The organism is uncultured Fibrobacter sp., assembly GCF_946062555.1.
Taxonomy (GTDB): domain Bacteria; phylum Fibrobacterota; class Fibrobacteria; order Fibrobacterales; family Fibrobacteraceae; genus Fibrobacter.
This window is the reverse complement of sequence record NZ_CAMGVQ010000027.1, coordinates 1-18,597: the sequence shown is the minus strand read 5'-3', so window position 1 is coordinate 18,597 and position 18,597 is coordinate 1. Positions and strand designations below refer to the sequence as shown.

The window sequence follows — 18,597 nt, the reverse complement described above, 5'->3', positions numbered from 1 at the left end:
TTTCAGATAGAGAACAAGAGAAAACTCTATTTGCCTTGAAATATAGATTTTTGGAATGGCAAAAGATGACACTTGCCGTTTTTGTTCCAAAAAAGCGACCTAAAACCGTGAAAACCGGCCCCTGCGGACCGGCTTTGGGCTTATTTTCTTGAAAAGGGCTTACTTAAAGAAGCCCGTGTTCCTTGAGAATCTTCTCGTACTTGTCGGCACGAGACTTTTCTTCGTCAGCACGAGTTTCCGCCTCGTCAGCACGGGATTCAGCCTCGCTGGCGCGCTTTTCGGCTGCTTTAGTGCGCTGGCGCTCATCGTACACCAAGTCATCCAATTCCTGTTGCCAAGTCATATAGCGCTTCCTCGTTTCGTTGTCCGACAGATACCATTGCCGCTGAAGTTCGATGTTCTTTGTTCCCTTGGATGTTGCCTTGTTGGTCGCAAAGTATTCAAGATACTCCTTGACCGACTGCTCGGCGACATCCCTGTACTTATTGAATATATAAAAATTTTTGTAACAGAGGTCACCCAGTTCGTGTTCGGGATGCCCTTTTTCCAGATTCTTGAACGTGTAGACGGCACGACCCTGCTTGAAAATATCGTCGGGGCAGATGAAGATGATGTACTGTTCCTTGAGGTTGCGGTAAGATTCGCCCTTGTTCAGCGCTTCGGAATCGCACAATGCCTGGTAGTATCGGGTTCGTTTCGGAAGATCGTGAGTGTCCTCCATTTGCATTTCGATATCAAAAACGCGGGTTATTTCTCCATCGGGTCCCTGTTCCTTTACGAACACGTCGTAGCGGACGCCCTTGTTGAAGGGGCTTGTTTCGGTGGATTTCTCCGGCTCCGGTTCCTGCAGGTCAAAAATCTTGATTCCGAGGATGGCTTCCAGGAAAGGCTTAGCGATGTGCTTGCGGCTGAATACCAGCGCGAACATGAAGCGGTTCGTGATGGGCAGTTCCTCGAACGGAACGTGGTTTGGATCCATTGTGCTCCTTTACGTGGGCTTGTGCCACGCGGTTAAAACAAAAAAAAGAGCCGTTCCTACGTCATATAAAATAATACGATATAGAAAACGGCTCTTTTGTGAGCTTGGCCAGCTATTTACTGGTCGTGTAGAATATAGCAAACGATTCTGTAGAAAAGTAATGTTTCAACAAAAAAACGTCTATTATTGCAATTTTATAACTGAATGGTTGTAAAACCCTCGTTTTTCGCTCGAAAACGGCGATTTTAAATTTTTTCAAAAAATATAGTACGTTTTATAGTAAAAAGAGTTATATTTATGGAAAATTGTAGTACAATTTATAGTACAACAAAATATTAACTAAAATCAAAGGAGTGACGGATGTTTGGATTGGGAAAAATCATCAGGAAAACGGCGCTGGTTCTGGGTGCCGTGGCGGTTGCGGCGCTTGCGCGCCCGTATATCGTGGGTGTCGATGTCTCGTGGGTGCTCGAAGACGAGTCCTTGGGGGCAAAATACTACGATAACGGCAAGCAGCAGGATCTCTTTGATATCCTGCAGAATCACGGAATCAACTTTATCCGCGTGCGCACCTTCGTAAATTCGTGCATCGGCTACGCCAAGGAGAGTTACTCCGGTGCAAATTCCAACGTGTGCTGGTGCGACCTGGAACATACCATCGCGCTCGCCAAGCGCATCAAGGCGCACAACATGGGATTCTTCCTGGATTTCCACATGAGCGACACGTGGGCATCCATCGGCCACCAGAATGTTCCGGCTTCCTGGGCGGGCAAGAGCAATGCCGAGATGGGCAAGCTCGCCTATAACCACGTGAAGACGACCATGGATGCGCTCATGAAGGCGGGACTGCGACCCGACATGGTGCAGGTGGGCAACGAAATCAACTCGAAGGTGGCAGGCGTTTCGCTGAGCAAGACGGCGGACTTCGCGAACATCATCAATTCGGGCGTGCGTGCGGTGCGCGAGACGGATCCTTCCATCAAGATTGTGATGCAGCATGGCCAGCCGCGCCCCGAGAAGGGCTTTGCGGATTGGTACAACAAGATTCACGCGAACATTGACTACGATGCCATTTGCGGTTCCACTTACGGCACCACGAACAACGGGCAGGATTGGCGCGATATGTTCGGGCTCGTGGTCAAGAACAAGAAGGCGGTGCTGAGCTGCGAATATACGGGCGAACGCACGGCCCTCGTGAACTCGGTGTTCTATGAATTTGGCGACTTGGGCTGGGGAACCTTCGTGTGGGAGCCGACCCGTTACAGCAAAAAACCGATGTTCGATCGCGATGGCCAGAAATACACGGCGAACGCGCGCCTTAGGGAACTTCGCGATATCGCGAAAAAATATAACGCGACGCTCCCAAGCTGGGTGCAGAACGGCAAGGCCGTAAAGAAGTACAACGTGAAGACGACGGTCGCTTACGGCGGCTCGATTGCGCAGAGCATCGAGGGTAGTGAAATTGCTGAAGGGAGCAAGGTGACCTTTACGGCCGTTCCGCAGGAGGGCTGGGAATTCGTGGCGTGGACCGGCGACAACACGGGTAACGGCAAGGAATACACGGTGGCAAGTCTCGGCAAGGATGTGAACCTGGGCGCGACCTTCAAGTTCGTGGGCAAGGATTCGCTCAAGTACGAAGCAGAAAACGGCGTGTTCAACAAGGCGGTTCTCGAATCGACGCACGAGGGCTTTTCGGGCAAGGGCTACGCGAATCTCGATAACGAGGTGGGGTCTTCGGTGACGCTTTCCGTGGTTACTGCAAGCGAGGGCGATAAGGACGTGAAGATAGTCTTTGCGAACGGCTCTACGGCAAACCGCCCGGTAAGTGTCGCGGTGAACGGCAAGGTGCAGGTGGAATCGGTGGACTTCGAATCGACGGGTGCCTGGGAATCGTGGGATTCGAGTACGGTGACGCTCAGGTTGCCTGCGGGGGCAAGCGCCATCACCATCGCCTCACTCACGAAGGATGGCGGCCCGAATATCGACCGCATCGAGTTCGTGGATAAAAACGCGGTGGTCCCTGTCAATCCCGGCGACTCGGTGGTGGGCGACAGCGGCACGACGGTACTCCAGAGGATTCCCGTGCGTAGCAATACGCTCCGTAACAGTGGCCGGAACTTCCTGGTGAACGGGCGTTCTGCGGGTGCATTGAAGAACCGTGCATCGAAAATCAAGATATATTCAAAGTAACGGGATGAGGTGTTTATGAAAATGAAGCGCGTGTTGTGTGCGGCCGTGATTGCCTTGGCTGCTGCGGAAACTTTCGGGGCAACCTACTACGTGGCCCCCGCTGGCAAGAATACGAACAAGGGAACGAAGGATAGTCCGTTTGCAACCCTCAACAAGGCGAATTCCGTGGTGAACGCGGGCGATACCGTCTGGATTCGCGGCGGAACCTACCTGCATACGGACACGAACTATGTAAAAAATGACAACATGTTCGCGGGCATTCACCTGACCAAGAGCGGTTCAAGTGACAACAAGCGCATTCATTACCTCGCGTACCCAGGCGAAAAGCCAGTCATTGACTTCAGCAAAATGCCGATTGCCAACGGTTCGAACAACGTAAGGTACACTTCGGGTATCCTCATTCAGGCGCAGTACTTGCACTTGAAGGGGCTCGAAGTCAAGAACGTTCCCATGAAGGGCGAATCGAATGTGGGCGTGTACGTGTCCCGCAGCAAGCATATCTTCTTGGAACTGATTGATAGTCACCACAACGGCGGTTCGGGTTTCTTCGTAAACGAGAGGGGCTCGGGAAGCGGCGGCGGACATTTGTTCTTGAACTGCGACAGTCACGACAACTACGACCCGAACGGGCGCCAGGGAGACGGCCAGAATGCCGACGGCTTTGGCGTGCATTACCAAACTGGTGGCGATACGACAAGGTTCATCGGTTGCCGTGCCTGGTGGAACAGCGACGACGGCTGGGACTTTATTAGTCAGGAATTCCCGGTAGTCATCGAGAACAGCTGGGCGATGGGTCACGGCTACAGCAATTACGGTACTGGCAAGCCGAAGGACGGCAACGGCAACGGTTTCAAGGCGGGGAGCAGCAAGACGGGTGTGCGTCACACCATCCGCAACTGCGTCGCCTGGAAAAACAAGGCGTCGGGCTTTTACGCAAACCACAGCAGCGGCGGTAACGACTGGTTCAACAATACGGCCTACATGAACGGTACTGCGTTCAACATGTGGGCGAGTACCTGGGATGCAAACGACAACCGCACCGACGGCGTCGTGCTCAAGGGCAGCAAGGCTCACGTGATGAAGAATAACATCGCCTTCCCGAACAAGACGGCCTACATCGGCGGTGAATATGCGGCGGGCGAATACAATACTTGGAACCTGAACATTACCCCGAAGGAATCGGATTTCGTGAGTGTGTCGGACCCGAGCATGACTGTGACGGGCAAGGAACTCGGGCCTCTCGGTGGTGCATTCGGCCCGCGTCAGGCCGACGGTAGCCTTCCGGATATCGACTTCCTGAAGCTCGCGAAAAATAGCCAGATGATTGACAAGGGCGTGAATGTGGGGCTCAAGTACGAGGGCAAGGCTCCGGATTTGGGTGCGTACGAATATGGCTATGTGTCGCCTGTTATAGTGCCGGTCGATACCACGCCGAAGGATACCGCTGTAACGCCGATTGTCGTTCCGGTCGATACGTCGGTTGCGCCGGTCGATTCGATTGCGGATTCTACGGAAGTTTCTGCGGGTGATTCGACGACGTTTGTGCGCCCGCTTCCGCAACGCAGGCCGAACATGCAGCAGCCGGGACGCCTGTTCTATGTGAACGGTCGCTCGGTGAATGCGCTGCGTGCAGGTGACCGCAAGGCATCGAGAATCAGGACTTATTCAAAATAACGGGGTGGCTTGTGAAAAAGATGAATTTATTCAAGACGGTGCTGGCCGGGGGATTGCTTATCGCATCCCTTGCCGCTACGGCTACGGCGCAGACTATCGTAAATGACCGTTTCTGGAAAGATACGGACGGCAACTTTATCTATTCGCAGGGCGGTGGCGTGCTTCAGGTGGGCGATACGTTCTATTGGTACGGAGTCAAGTACAACGGCGCCGTTACATACGCGGCGAACCCTACCAAGAAAAACGACGATACCGGATTTGCGGGCGTCACCTGCTATTCCTCGAAGGATTTGGTCAACTGGAAATTCGAGGGAATCGTGCTGAAACCGAGCGAAGCGGGCGGTGGATGGTTCGGGCGCATTGGCGTCGTGTACAACGCGAAGAGCAAGAAGTATGTGCTCGCGGGCCAGGGGGCAAGCCCGAGCTGGGAATTCGGCGAGTATTTTGCCACCAGCGATTCCCCTACGGGGCCGTTCAAGTTTGCGCGCGTGCAGCCCGAAAGCGAGATGACGTTCTTCGTGAACAACAATACCGGCGATCAGACGCTTTTCCAGGATGACGACGGCAAGGCGTACGTAATTGCTTCTAACGTGAAAGGCCGTACTAACTTGTACGTAGCGCCGCTCCGTGAATCGGATTTCTTGGCTATTGACGGTTCCAGAACGGTGAATATCCACAAGAGCCGTGTGGGTGGCCGCGAAGGGAATGCCATGTTCAAGCAGAATGGCGTTTACTACTTCTGCTCTTCTGATTTGCATGGCTGGAATACCTCGCAGACATATTGCATGTCGGCGACAAACATCCTGGGCCCCTACAGCGAAGAGTTCGTACTTGAAGGAACGCAACACGACTTTAGTCACGTGACTCAGACCGGTTTTTTTGTCATGGTGAAGGGCTCGAAGGGTTCGTTCGTGGTGAACGCGGGTGATCGCTGGAGCGATTTCGCGGGGAATGGCCTCGGTTACAACCAGTGGCTGCCTATTTCTTTCGAGACGGGCAAACCCGTGTTCCATTCCTTGAGCGAGTGGAACATCGACGTGAAGGAAGGCACGTGGAGCGTGGGCGCGGGTAACAACTATTGCCTGAATCCGACATTCGAGGCGGATCGCGTGAGCCAGACGACCTTGACGGGCTGGAAACTGGACAAGGCCGATGCCAACAACATCAATTCCACATCCAAGAAACGCACGGGCCGCTGGGGGCTCTACCTGACGGACAGCAAGTCGCTCACGCAGACATTGACGGTGCCGAACGGGAAGTACACCCTGAGCGCCTACGTGCAGAGTAGTGGCGGGCAGAGTTCCGCGAAGATGTTCGCGAAGGATTTCGGCAGCAGCGAGCAGAACGTGTCTATTGCCGCGGCAGCAGGCAACTGGACGAAGAAGGTGGTGGAAAACATCACCGTGACGAACGGGAAGATAACCATCGGGTTTAGCACCACGGGTTCTTCTAGCCAGTGGATTGCTGTCGACGATATCGAACTTATCAAGTCGGGCAAAAGCTACAAGGTGGCGCTCGATGCCGGAATTGGCGGGACGATAGCCCAGAATATTGCCGGCACGGAAATTCCTGAGGGCTCGAACGTCACGTTTACCGCGACACCTCTGGAAGGCTGGGAATTTGCAGGCTGGAGCGGAGATGCTAGCGGGCTCGACAAGGAATACGTTGTGGCAAGTCTCGGCAAGGACGTGAATCTTGGTGCCGCGTTCAAGTTCGTGGGCAAGGATTCGCTTAAGTATGAGGCGGAAAATACCATGTTCAAGCAGGCGCTTTTCGAGGACAAGCACGAAGGCTTTTCGGGCAAGGGCTACGCGAACCTGGACAATGCGGTGGGTTCCTCGATTACGTTTGCGCTTTGCCTGCCCGAAGGCGTTGAACGCAAGGTCAAGCTGACTTTCGCGAATGGCGGGAGTGCGAACCGCCCCGTAAGCATTTCGGTAAACGGCAAGGTTCTGGTGGAAAAGCTGGACCTGGAGCCGACTGGCGGATGGACCACGTGGAACGATGCGGAATTGACGCTCAAGATTCCTGCCGGCGTAAACACCTTGGAAATTGCGTCGCTCACGGAAGACGGTGCCCCGAATATCGACAAGATTGAGTTCATACGGGCAGACTCCGGTACGACCGTGCTGCACAAGGTTGCCCCTGCAGAAGTATCCAAGGCCCGCACGGGCAAGCGGTTCTACGTGAACGGCCGTGCGGTAAACGCTCTGCGTGCAGGTAACCGCAAGGCAATGCAGCCCACATTCACGAAGTAGCAGCACCGTAGTCCGCGGACAACTGGAAATTTCTTTTACCCTACCCCCGGAGCAAATCCGAGGGTATTTTTGTGGGCAGAAAGGAGTTTTGTATGGGATGTTTGAACTCTATTCGCGTATTGGGCATCTCGGCGGCGCTTGCCTTTGCCGCATCGCCCGTCATCAAGGTCGATTTTGACATGAGCGGCCGCAATTCGAGCGAGGTTACGGAACCGAATTACGTGCCCTGGGTGGTTTCGGGTGTCGCTTCGAAGGACACGACGCTTTCGGGCGTGAAGGTGAATGTCGCCGGAAGCGCGAACCTCAAGGCCAACTGGTACAAGGCCGGGGTGCAGTCCCCGAGCTATGCGCGCCTTGTGTGCGATGGCGTGATGGTCGAAGGCGGTGGGGCGATTACGCTCACCTTCTCGAATCTTGCGGCAGGGACGCACAGTCTCTTGTTGTACCTGAACAATGTCGATGGGACGGCGGTAAGCAACAGCATCGATGTCTATGTGAACAACTCGAAGCAGGCGTCGGTCAAGCCCACGAATCGTGCGCTCTCGACAGGCGAGGCGGCGATTGCCTACGTGACTTTTAATGTAGGCGGTACGGGTGTCTCGACCGCGATAAAGCTGAATACGGGCACGGTTACCCTGAACGGTTTTGAACTGAATGTGCCCAATGCGGCGGCGCAGGCAACTGGCCCTTCGCCTGCGGATTTGGATTATCACGCTCCGCACGAAAGCGGGGCGCTGACGCTTTCGTGGACGGCGGCGAAGTCGGTCGTAAAGCATCGCGTCTATTTCGGGACGGATTCGGCGGCTGTGCTTGCGGCAACGCCTTCGAACACTGCGGTTTACAAGGGTGAACAATCCGGCAGTTCGTATAAGGTGAGCGGTACGACTCCGCTCCAGACATACTACTGGCGCGTAGATGAGGTCGATGCGAACGGAACGGTTACGGCAGGGAATGTCTGGTCGTTCAGGCCGGGCCGCGTCGCGTTCGAGGGTGCCGAAGGTTACGGTCGCAATGCGGTCGGCGGGCGCGGCGGCAAGGTAGTGTACGTGAAGAACCTGAACGACGACGGTGCAGGCTCCCTGCGCGAGGCGTGCACGGCGGAAATTGGCCCGCGTACCATCATGTTCAAGGTGTCGGGAATGATCCAGCTGAAATCGCGCCTAGTCTGCAATCAGGATTACGTGACGATTGCAGGGCAGACAGCTCCCGGCAAGGGTATTACCATCAAGAGCGCCCCCATCGGGTTCACGGGCAAGGACATGGTCATCCGCTTCATGCGCGTGCGCCTGGGTTATGGTGCCACTTACGACGGCATGGGGCTCACCGGCGGCGACCACAGCATACTGGACCATGCGAGCATCAGCTGGACGATTGACGAAGCCTTCAGCAGCCGAGGCGGCAAGAACCTTACGCTGCAGCGCACGCTGATTTCGGAAGCGCTGAACATTGCGGATCACCAGAACTATGCAGCGGGAACGGGGCACGGGTACGCGGCGACCATCGGCGGCGATATCGGCAGCTTCCACCACAACCTGCTTGCACACAATGCGGGCCGCAACTGGAGCCTGGGCGGTGGCCTCGACGGGAACGGCTATTATGCGGGTCGTCTTGACATATTTAACAACGTTGTCTATAACTGGGTGAGCCGCGTGACCGATGGCGGTGCGCACGAGGTAAACTTCGTGGGCAATTACTACAAGGAGGGCGCCGCCACCACCTTGCACGGCTATACATTGCGTGCACAGTTCGAAGGTACGGGCAAGGGCTCGCAGGCATATTACTACCACAACAATATTCTCGAGGCTGCGGGCGGCAAGTTCACCTGCGACGGCACCAACGATAATTGCGGTCGCGAGTATTCGCTTTCCGGCGGGCAGGTGCTGGATTGGGAACCCTGGAACAGCAAGCCCTTCTTTGCCTCGTATGCGACTGTCCAGAGCGCGAAGGCCGCCTACAAGGATGTGCTGAGCGATGTGGGCCAGCGCATGCCGGTACTTGACAATCACGATACCCGCGTGATAAACGAGACCAAGAACGGAACCTACAGCATGAAGGGCTCCGTGGGTGGCATGGCGGGCATTCCCGACCGCGAAACCGACGTGAAGGATACGGCGAACATCAAGGGCTGGGAGCCTTACCCGAGCGTGAGTTGGGCTGATGATTACGACAGCGATTTGGACGGGCTCCCTGACTGGTGGGAAAATATGTACGGGTACAATCCGAAGTCGAAGAGCGGTGACTTTAGCGAAGCGAACAGTGATCGCCTGGGCGATGGCTGGACGGAACTGGAACGCTACTTGGAATGGATGGCCCGCGCGCACTACACCTTCGCGAAGGGCGAAACCCAGGTGATAGACCTTTCGCAGTTTACCCGCGGTTACGACGGCGGAACCTACACCGTGTCTGCCCCGAGCGGCGTGACGGCGACCGTGAACGGTTCCAAGTTGACGGTGAAACTCGCCGACAGCTTTGCGGGTGCGGACTATGTGCAGTTTACGCTCAAGGACAATGCGGGCGATACCTTTAGCCGCTACATCGGCGTGACGCAGGGACTTGCCGTGAACGCTTCGCAGGGCGGACAAGACGAAAACGACACGACATCTGTTGTCGCGGGCGATACGACTGCAACGGATTCTTCGACGACTTCGATTGCGACGTTCTCTCCTGTGAAAATTTTCCACTACACCGTTGCGGATAACATCGTGCGCCTCTACGGCATTCCCGCAAAAGCACAAATTCGTGTAACGGACTTGAGCGGCAGAAATCCGATGCTCAGCAAGAATGTGCTGACCGCAGACGGTTCCGCTTCGGTGGATCTGCAGCCCTTCGGTAGGGGCGTCTATATAGTGAACGTCCGCGGAATGGCCCGCGACGGCTCTCGGCTGAACAAAACCATCAAGGTCATGCGCAAGTAAACTACAAAAGAAATACCGTATCCCCTCAAAGCCTAGGCTCAAACGAGTCTAGGCTTTTTTATTTCAACAGCTGAAATCCATTTTTGGGGAGACAAAGTAAAGGCTTGTAGCCCGGCTTCTTTCCTAAATTCTGTAAAATGTGTATTTTTACAGAATTATGATAAAAATATACACAATTTCGCCAAAAAACAAGGCGATAAGCGATGCTGGAGGTGCTTTGAATTTGTGCGACACTGTCGCACAAATCTGCGGATAGCAGCCGACAACCCTCTTTCTTATTTCAAAAGCTTGTTCTCTCCGATAGATTCCAGTACTGTCATCTGCGAAATCGCAATCTGGTTCAGCTTTTGCAATCGTTCTGGCTGCGGCAAGCCTTCCTTAATCAGTACGGAATTCAACGATTCCATGTTCGAAAGGCATATGAGCTGGTTTACCGTCGCATAGTCGCGGACATTGCCCTGCAAATCGGCGTGTGCATCGCGCCATTCCTTAGCCGTAAATCCGAATAAAGCAACATTTAGAACATCGGCTTCGTTTGCGTAAACCATGCTCATCTGTTGCTTTGTAAGTGTTGCCGGAATCAAATTCTGCTTGATGGCGTCCGTATGGATATGGTAGTTGATTTTTGAGAGTTCACGACGTAGTGACCATCCTAATTGAGCTTGTTCCGCAGCCTTGAGGCGTTGGAACTCCTTAACCAAGTACAATTCGAATTCGACAGAAACCCAACTTGCAAATTTGACGGCGATATCATATTGTGCGAATGTCCCGCCGTTAACACCATTTTTAGAAATGAGTCCAATTGCACCAGTTTCTTCAATCCATCGAGAAGGGCTCATAGTGAACGAATGGCTACCAGCTTCTTTTAAAAAGGGGTCGAATTCGACCCCTTTGAAGTCGGGATTGTTCAACATTTCCCATAAACCTAAGTATTCTATTGTATTTTTTGACCTCATCCAATTTTTCACAACATCCTTAGGCTCCACAGGATTCTTTTGCCGAGCAATATCAGTAATGCAGACATAATCGACGCCGTTAACGAGCATTGTTTTGATTTCACGGTTCATGACGTTTATTCGTTTCATCTTTTACTCCTTTTTTGCTACGGACAAGCGTAAAACCGTAGTGTTTGAAATTTTGGGCACTAGAACGTTCGTGCACTAATAAATATAACTCCACAAGGGGTGAATGTCAAGAGATTTTCGTTTTTTTTGAAACGAGATTTGAAAAAAATATAAATTGTCATTTTATGACAGTTTGTGAATATATATTTGTGGTATAACCAAATGGAGGCTATCATGAATCAGAACCAGAAAACTATTAGAGTTATGGGGACGGGCTTTGTCAAAATCTCTCCGGACACCACGAGACTCACTTTTTCGATAGATTCCAAGCACGATTCCTATGAAAAGGCATATAACGAGGCCTCCCTAGGTAACAAAGGTTTGAGGGATGCTCTTGAAAAACTGAATATTCCGAAGGAATCTCTTAAGACATCAGATTTCTCGATAAGTAAACATCGGGAATGGATTAGCAAGGAAGTCCGGTGGCTTGTCGAATATCATTTGAATCAAAGTCTCTCTATTGAGTTGCCTTTGGATAGTGTTCTTACATCAAAGGTTATGTCGACTTTGGGGGCCGCGTGGCCTGAACTTGAAGTGAACATATCTTTTATCAGGAAAGATTCTCACGATGTCAAGCTTCAAATTCTCGAATCGGCAGTCAAGGATGCCCGCGAAAAAGCCGAGGTGATCGCCATGACGCTCGGACATAAGCTAGGCGGTATCGTAAGTGTCGATTACTCCAGACGTAGCATTGACGTTTATGTTGGTCGGGAAGATTATAACATGGTGGCTGATTTAGCAGAAAGTTCCGGCTCGCAATCTGTTGATTATACCCCTGATGATATTGAAGCAGGAGATACTGTTGAAACAGTCTGGTATTTGGATTAGTATATTACTGAATTTGCGTTCTTTCCTATTTTTGCAGTAAGGGCGCCTTATGTCAGATCGGAACATCATAAATCTTAAATTGCCGATGCGGGCAAGTCAAAAGAGCAGAATTATAGCTATAGTGGCGGCAGTCCTGCTTATTGCTGTGCTGTTTGTAGAAAATTTCTGCCTTGATTTCGATTGTGTGTATATGGGAGTTTCAATCTTTGTGTTTGTCGGAATATCTTATGTTCTCCGTTTCTTCTCTGATATTTTTACAGACATGTTTGCTGGTCTGTTGGCGGCTTCGCTAGGTGCATTTGCAGAGGCTATAATAATATCTATCGCCATCAATTCGATTTTCGACTGTAGATTCGATAAAAACTTTGGAACGCTATTTTTCTTTTGCTACTGTTTCTGCTTATTGTTTATGGTCATTATGCTCATGTGGAAAGAAAGACGCAAAGAAGAACGGAAAAATACTAGCGTCGATAACGGTTAAGCAAGGCTGGTCAATATGGACAAACGATACATTAATAGATTTGGAGATTTCTATCGCCATAGGGCATCCCTAGTTTGGTGCATGGGCTCTTTGGCATATTGCTTTGAGAAAAAAAGGAATTGCTTAGCGTTCCTGAAAATCTTTGGTCAGCCATTCTTTATCAGATTTCAGATTGTGTCATTGATTTGTATCAGTTCGATTTGGCAATGGAAGAACGCATCAATAATATGGAACGATACTTTAACGATGGCCGAGATGTTGTTAATGATCTTGTTCAGAATGACTCGGAACTTAAGGTTAAAACAGATGCGCTATACGAATATTTGTGGAATGTAAGAGGGTTTACATATGAAATTATAGATTTACACGGAATTCCTTATACAGATAGACTCTCCGCAGAAGAACAAGTCGAATTTGAAAATACTTTTTGGAAAAAGGCAACCCCAAAATTCAAGAAAGCCCATAAGGCCTATCGTGATTTGCTCGCGATAATGGATGATCGGGTTTACAAGATAAGGAAAAGTCTTGTAAAAGACAAAGTCCCTATATCCTTGCCGCATACGCCGGAAAGTGCCATGTTGCCCGAAGAAAAGGCTTTTTACCACCAGGCCAAGGCGATTTGGGATAAGGAAGAATACATTGATATCGAAGAAAATGTAAACTACCTGTGGGTTTATGTTCAGGAACTTCTTGCCAAAAGACAATCGGCGGCATTCGAGTCCTTAAAAGGGATTCTCATGCGTCTTTGTGAACGCTACTATACGGAGGAAACGTTCTTCATATCGTGTGGGCCTTATATTGAGGATTTGGCCCTTGAACGTGGTGATGTCAAGTGCTATTTGGACTGGTCAGAAATGCAACGTGTCTATGGACATTGTTCATTAGAAAGTGAATCGCGGGTGGGTGTCGCCATGCGCGAAAATATTCCGCTTCATCCGATGGATATCATAATGGCTACGGGCGGTTATTATTCCAAGTTCATTCGCGATAACTATGCCCTATACAAGTTCTGCCTTTATCAAAAGTTCTCTGAATATGACAATGCGAAGGGCTGGTACAATCTGCTCAAGAAACTTCCGAAGGCAGAACATATAAATGCGGTTCAGTGCTATTTGGGCTTGCCTGGTGTCGTATGCGAGTCGAAAGTTTACAATCTGTTTGACGCTTCGGCGGAGCCTGTCTGTAAAACAATAGTTTCTGTTTGCCAAGATGCCGAAAAGATGGCTATTGAAATGAAATCAAACGGTGACTCATGGGAAATAGAGCGTCACGAACGACTTTTTGAGTACTTAAAGGGGTATCTTCCTCAGTTAAAGATGTTCCTAGAAGCAAGGCCGCTGTTTGCGAATGGTGAAGTTATTCCCATCTACATTCCTTATAGGGATATAGCGATTTGCCGTGTCGGTGTGGAATCTAAATGCGATGCGGCCGAGATCCAAAGACGGAATATCCGGTTTGTGAACATCGATTCTGAGCCCAATCAGATTGTCGAAGAAATAAAAAGTCTCTTGTAGCCCGTAGGGCTGTTTCGGCTAAGCCTTATATTTGCGTTAACCGGCCCCCTAGGGTCGGTTTTTGCAATAATTGCCATTCCAATAATCTATATTGCAGTTGAAAATAGCCCCGTACCGAATGGTTCGGAGCGACCGGAAATTTTGAGATTCGTCTCTTATTCTCTAGTCTGAAACTACCACTTTCAATCTACACGAGGATAAGACGAACGCTCACGTCCCTATTGGGGCGTGGGTCGTTTGTGCTTGTTGTGTAGAAGGGTGTGGTAGCCCGCAGACTAGATAGGCACTGCGACTCCACGCCTTTTTTATTTGTGGAAATCGTGGCTTAATAAGGAACGGCTCTCGCAACGCTGGAGCCACCATGGCCGATTTGGACAAGAGCAAGATTCAAGCCGTCGCACAATACATCGACGAGGTTTCCAAGCAATTTTCTACGGGCAAGGCGACAGAGCACAGCTACCGCCCGGCACTCGCGAAACTCCTTGGCGACTTGCTCCCCAAATTCACCATCACCAACGAACCCAGTCGCATCCAGTGCGGAGCTCCGGACTACATTATCGCGAAAGGGAAAGGCGCAACATCGATTCCCGTTGCCTTCGTAGAGGCAAAGGACATTGGCGATAGCGACCTGGATGGAAACCGCCAGCACAAGGAACAGTTCAACCGCTACAAGAACTCACTGGACCATATCCTTTTCACGGATTACCTTGATTTTCATCTTTATGAAAACAGCGAATTTATCAATAGCATCCGCATCGCAGAAATCAGGGGAAACAAGATTGCGGTATTAGACGCCAACATTCCGATGTTTTTGGAAATGGTGGCTCATCTCGCGGAATCAATGCCGCAGAAGATTACCAGTTCTACGAAACTGGCGCAGATGATGGCCGCCAAGGCGCGCCTTCTTGCCGAAGTGATCGAAAAAACACTTGAAACCGATAGCGAAAAAACGGGCGAACTGGCGGGACAATGGAAGTCTTTCCAGAAGGTGTTGATCCACGATTTGACGGAACGGCAATTTGCCGATATTTATGCGCAGACAATCTGCTACGGAATGTTTGCGGCAAGGCTCCATGACGATACTCCCGACACATTCAGTCGAGAAGAAGCAGCCGCGCTCATTCCCAAGACTAATCCGTTCTTGCGCAAGGTTTTCCAGAATGTCGCCGCATTCGATGTCGACACAAGCATCGCATGGATTGTAGATGACCTGGCAGAAACATTCCGAGTGACGGACATGCCGAAGGTCATGAAGAATTTTGGAAAGGCTACGGGTCAAGCCGATCCGATGATTCACTTCTACGAAGATTTTCTGCGCTATTACGACCCCAAGCAGAAAAAGGCCTGCGGTGTTTATTACACGCCCGAACCTGTTGTTCACTTTATCGTCAATGCCGTTGACGAAATTCTGAAAACCCGCTTCAATTTGAGTGATGGTCTTGCCGACACGAGCAAGGTGACGATTCGTCAAACGTCGAACCTATACACGGACAACCGCACCAAAGACCACAAGAAATACGAAACGCGAGAATACCATAAAGTTCAAATCCTCGACCCTGCAACTGGAACGGGAACATTCCTTGCCGAAGTGGTCCGCAAGATATATTCTGGAATGGAGAACCAGAAAGGTGCTTGGCAAAACTATGTGGAAGAACATCTGCTCCCGCGCCTGAACGGTTTTGAATTCATGATGGCTCCATACGCCGTTGCCCACTTGAAATTGGACATGGTGCTGGCGCAGACGGGTTACAAGGCAAAACAGGACAAGCGACTCCGCATATTCCTTACCAATTCCCTCGAAGAATGTGACCACGACACGGGAACATTGTTTGCCCAATGGCTTGCGCAAGAAGCAAACGAGGCAAACCTTGTCAAGCGCGATACACCCGTAATGGTGATGATTGGAAATCCACCGTACAGCGTAAGCAGTAGCAATAAAAGCGCTTGGATTCAGGGGCTATTGGATGATTATAAGAGAAATCTGAATGAGAAAAAATTAAATCTAGATGATGATTATATCAAATTTATTCGTCTCGGACATTATTATGTAGAAAAAAATGGCGAAGGAGTTCTTGCATATATTTCAAACAATAGTTTTATTGACGGAATAACGCATCGTCAAATGCGCAAAGCGTTAATGGAAACATTTGATGAAATTTACATTCTTGATTTACATGGAAATACAAGAAAAAAAGAAACCACGCCTGATGGTGGCAAAGACGAAAATGTTTTTGACATCATGCAAGGCGTAAGCATCAACATCTTTGTTAAGAAAAAACAAAGTGTCATCCTGAGCGAAGCCCGTAAGGGCGAAGTCGAAGGATCTCTAGCTCGCGTTTACCATTATGAACTCTTCGGTAAACGTTTTGAAAAATACGCATTTCTTGCTAAAACATCGTTTAGCGATATTCCTTGGTATGAACTCACTCCGCAAGCACCACAGTATTTCTTTGTACCTAAAGATTTTTCAGTGCAGGAAGAATATGAAAAGGGATTCAAAGTTGACGATTTGATGAAAGTCCGAAATTCTGGTGTAAAAACTGATAGAGATTTGTTGTTTTATGATTGTGATAAAGACTGTCTTATAGAAAGAATAAGTAGTCTTTTGTCAGGAAAACAATTAGAAAAGAATTTTATAGAGCTATATAATGTTGTTGATTCCTCCTCTTATAAAATTACAGACAAAATTAAATGCTGTAAATTTGATAATTCTAAGATTCAAAAAGCAGAGTATAGAGTATTAGATTTCTATTACATCTATTATGATGAAAAATTGGTATCACGAGCTGCATTTAATGTAATGCAACACCTGCGTAAAGCGAATGTAGCTTTGGTTGTTCCGAGACAATGTTCTAGCGATTGGAAATATGTTTTTTGCACAAATACAATCGGAGATCATAACTTGATTGCAAGTGCGGGGAAACTTGGTGCAGGAGATTTATTCCCTCTCTACCTTTATCCAACAGAAGGTGAAGAAAAACTCGGTGAAACTCGCAAGCCCAACCTAGACGAAAAAATTTGGCACAAGATCGACGCATGCCTAGATTCTTCGACTCCGTTCCCTTCGGCAAGCTCAGGGAACTACGCTCAGAATGACAATTCGCATATTACAACTCCTGAACAAATCTTTGATTACATCTACGGCGTTCTCCATACACCGTCCTATCGTGAAAAATACAAGGAATTCCTGAAAATTGATTTTCCGCGAATTCCGTATCCCGAAAACAAGGAAGATTTCGAACGCATCGTCTCCATCGGCAATAAACTCCGCAAATTGCACCTGATGGAAGAAATTCCTCCGCAGGCAACCTCCTTTGACATCGAAGGCGACAATGTTGTAAGTGAAATTCGTTTTGAAAAGGAAAAAGTCTACATCAACAAGACACAGTATTTCGGCAACGTCCCTGAACTAGCCTGGAATTTCTACATCGGCGGCTACCAACCCGCTCAAAAGTGGCTTAAGGACCGCAAGAACCGCACACTTACCTTCGACGATATCTCGCATTACCGCAAGATCATCGCCATCCTTATTGAGACCCACAAATTGATGCAGAATCTTGATGAAACGGCAAGATAAATGTGTGTTGTCCATAGACAACCGTTATTAGGGAAGAATCTTTCTTTTGACGTAAAAAGAAAATATATTGTACTTGTCGGGTTCGGTGGTGCGGACCCGTAAAGGATGTCGATTATGGGAATGTTTGGTACAAAAACGGCAGTTTCGGCGCTTTGCCTAACAGTGTTTGGTTTTATCGGGGCAGGTGCCGAGCCGCTGGCTTTTCCGGAGGCGCTGGGTTTTGGCGCGCAGGTCACGGGTGGTCGTGGCGGCAGCGTTTACCACGTGACGAACCTGAACGATGACGGTGCGGGTTCTTTCCGCGATGCGGTAAGCCAGGGCAACCGCATTGTGGTCTTTGACGTGGGTGGCATCATCAATATCAAGACGGCAGTTTCCATCAAGAGTAACATTACCATCGCGGGGCAGACGGCTCCGGGCGAGGGAATCGCCATTCACGGCGGCAAGCTCAGTACCGGCAAGCAGAGTAATATCATTATCCGCTACCTGCGAATCCGTCCGGGCGAAAATACCGCGTCCGAGAAGGATGACGCGCTGAACCTTTACGATGCGAAGAACGTAATCGTGGACCACTGCTCGGTGGAACTTGCGCCATGGAATAACTTCGGCGGTTCTTCGGACAATGCAAGCTACCGCGTGACGGGCGTAACGGTGCAGAACTCGCTGATTGCAAACCCCATCGGGCAACAGTTCGGTGCGCATATCGAATCGGTGGACGGAACTTGGGCTTGGTACTACAATGCCTTCGTGAACACGCACAACCGAAACCCGCTCGACAAGATTAATGACGTGTTCGTGAACAACATCCTCTACAACTTCGAGGCAGGCTACACGACACATACGAGCACGCACTTCAATCACGATATCGTGAACAATTACTTTGTCTATGGCCCGAAGGGAAGTAACCCGTGGTTCCAGGTAGACAAGAACCAGAGTATCTATGCGAGCGGCAACATGATTGATACGGATCGCGACGGAAAACTGAACGGCGGGCCTTCGAGTATTTATTGTCCAAAAAATGGTTAAAACCCTGCACTTTCAGTGCAGCGACTTTCAG

The 18,597-nt window shown here is 50.0% G+C and carries 11 protein-coding genes; 9 read left to right on the top strand and 2 right to left on the bottom strand.

Translation table 11 applies throughout. The features are described from left to right. Window positions 1-163: 163 nt before the first annotated feature. Complete coding sequence (locus Q0P86_RS09465; protein WP_295039013.1) at window positions 164-979, bottom strand: Rpn family recombination-promoting nuclease/putative transposase; 816 nt, start codon at window positions 977-979, stop codon at window positions 164-166. A 360-nt stretch (window positions 980-1,339) separates the two neighbouring features. On the opposite strand from Q0P86_RS09465, the gene Q0P86_RS09460 reads away from it, so the two are divergent. From Q0P86_RS09460 to Q0P86_RS09445, 4 genes are all read left to right on the top strand, one after another. Continuing rightward, a complete protein-coding gene (locus Q0P86_RS09460) occupies window positions 1,340-3,169 on the top strand; it encodes a glycosyl hydrolase 53 family protein (RefSeq protein WP_294112199.1) in 1,830 nt (609 codons plus the stop codon). A 15-nt stretch (window positions 3,170-3,184) separates the two neighbouring features. Next, complete coding sequence (locus tag Q0P86_RS09455) at window positions 3,185-4,843, top strand: right-handed parallel beta-helix repeat-containing protein (protein WP_295039011.1); 1,659 nt, start codon at window positions 3,185-3,187, stop codon at window positions 4,841-4,843. Between the two features lie 20 nt (window positions 4,844-4,863). After that, window positions 4,864-7,101, top strand: coding sequence for a family 43 glycosylhydrolase (locus tag Q0P86_RS09450; RefSeq protein WP_295039043.1), 2,238 nt, complete (start codon window positions 4,864-4,866; stop codon window positions 7,099-7,101). Window positions 7,102-7,193: 92 nt separating this feature from the next. Beyond that, the gene (locus Q0P86_RS09445) at window positions 7,194-10,016 is read left to right on the top strand and encodes a T9SS type A sorting domain-containing protein (protein WP_295039009.1); all 2,823 of its coding nucleotides are present in this window, start codon (window positions 7,194-7,196) and stop codon (window positions 10,014-10,016) included. Window positions 10,017-10,291: 275 nt separating this feature from the next. Here Q0P86_RS09445 and Q0P86_RS09440 read toward each other — a convergent pair whose 3' ends face one another. Then, window positions 10,292-11,101: a KilA-N domain-containing protein gene (locus Q0P86_RS09440; protein ID WP_072798892.1), complete on the bottom strand. Its 810-nt coding sequence runs from the start codon at window positions 11,099-11,101 to the stop codon at window positions 10,292-10,294. A gap of 213 nt (window positions 11,102-11,314) precedes the next feature. Here Q0P86_RS09440 and Q0P86_RS09435 point away from each other — a divergent pair, with 213 nt between their 5' ends. The 5 genes from Q0P86_RS09435 (at window position 11,315) to Q0P86_RS09415 (ending at window position 18,566) form a co-directional block, all read left to right on the top strand. Continuing rightward, window positions 11,315-11,968 (top strand): SIMPL domain-containing protein, encoded by a 654-nt coding sequence (locus Q0P86_RS09435; RefSeq protein WP_290993847.1) that lies wholly within the window; start codon window positions 11,315-11,317, stop codon window positions 11,966-11,968. A gap of 49 nt (window positions 11,969-12,017) precedes the next feature. Then, a complete protein-coding gene (locus Q0P86_RS09430) occupies window positions 12,018-12,449 on the top strand; it encodes a hypothetical protein (protein WP_290993849.1) in 432 nt (143 codons plus the stop codon). Window positions 12,450-12,568: 119 nt separating this feature from the next. Next, the gene (locus Q0P86_RS09425) at window positions 12,569-13,963 is read left to right on the top strand and encodes a hypothetical protein (RefSeq protein WP_295039005.1); all 1,395 of its coding nucleotides are present in this window, start codon (window positions 12,569-12,571) and stop codon (window positions 13,961-13,963) included. 361 nt (window positions 13,964-14,324) lie between these two features. Beyond that, window positions 14,325-17,540 (top strand): type ISP restriction/modification enzyme, encoded by a 3,216-nt coding sequence (locus Q0P86_RS09420; RefSeq protein ID WP_295039003.1) that lies wholly within the window; start codon window positions 14,325-14,327, stop codon window positions 17,538-17,540. 114 nt (window positions 17,541-17,654) lie between these two features. Further along, complete coding sequence (locus Q0P86_RS09415; RefSeq protein WP_295039001.1) at window positions 17,655-18,566, top strand: hypothetical protein; 912 nt, start codon at window positions 17,655-17,657, stop codon at window positions 18,564-18,566. Window positions 18,567-18,597: the final 31 nt, after the last annotated feature.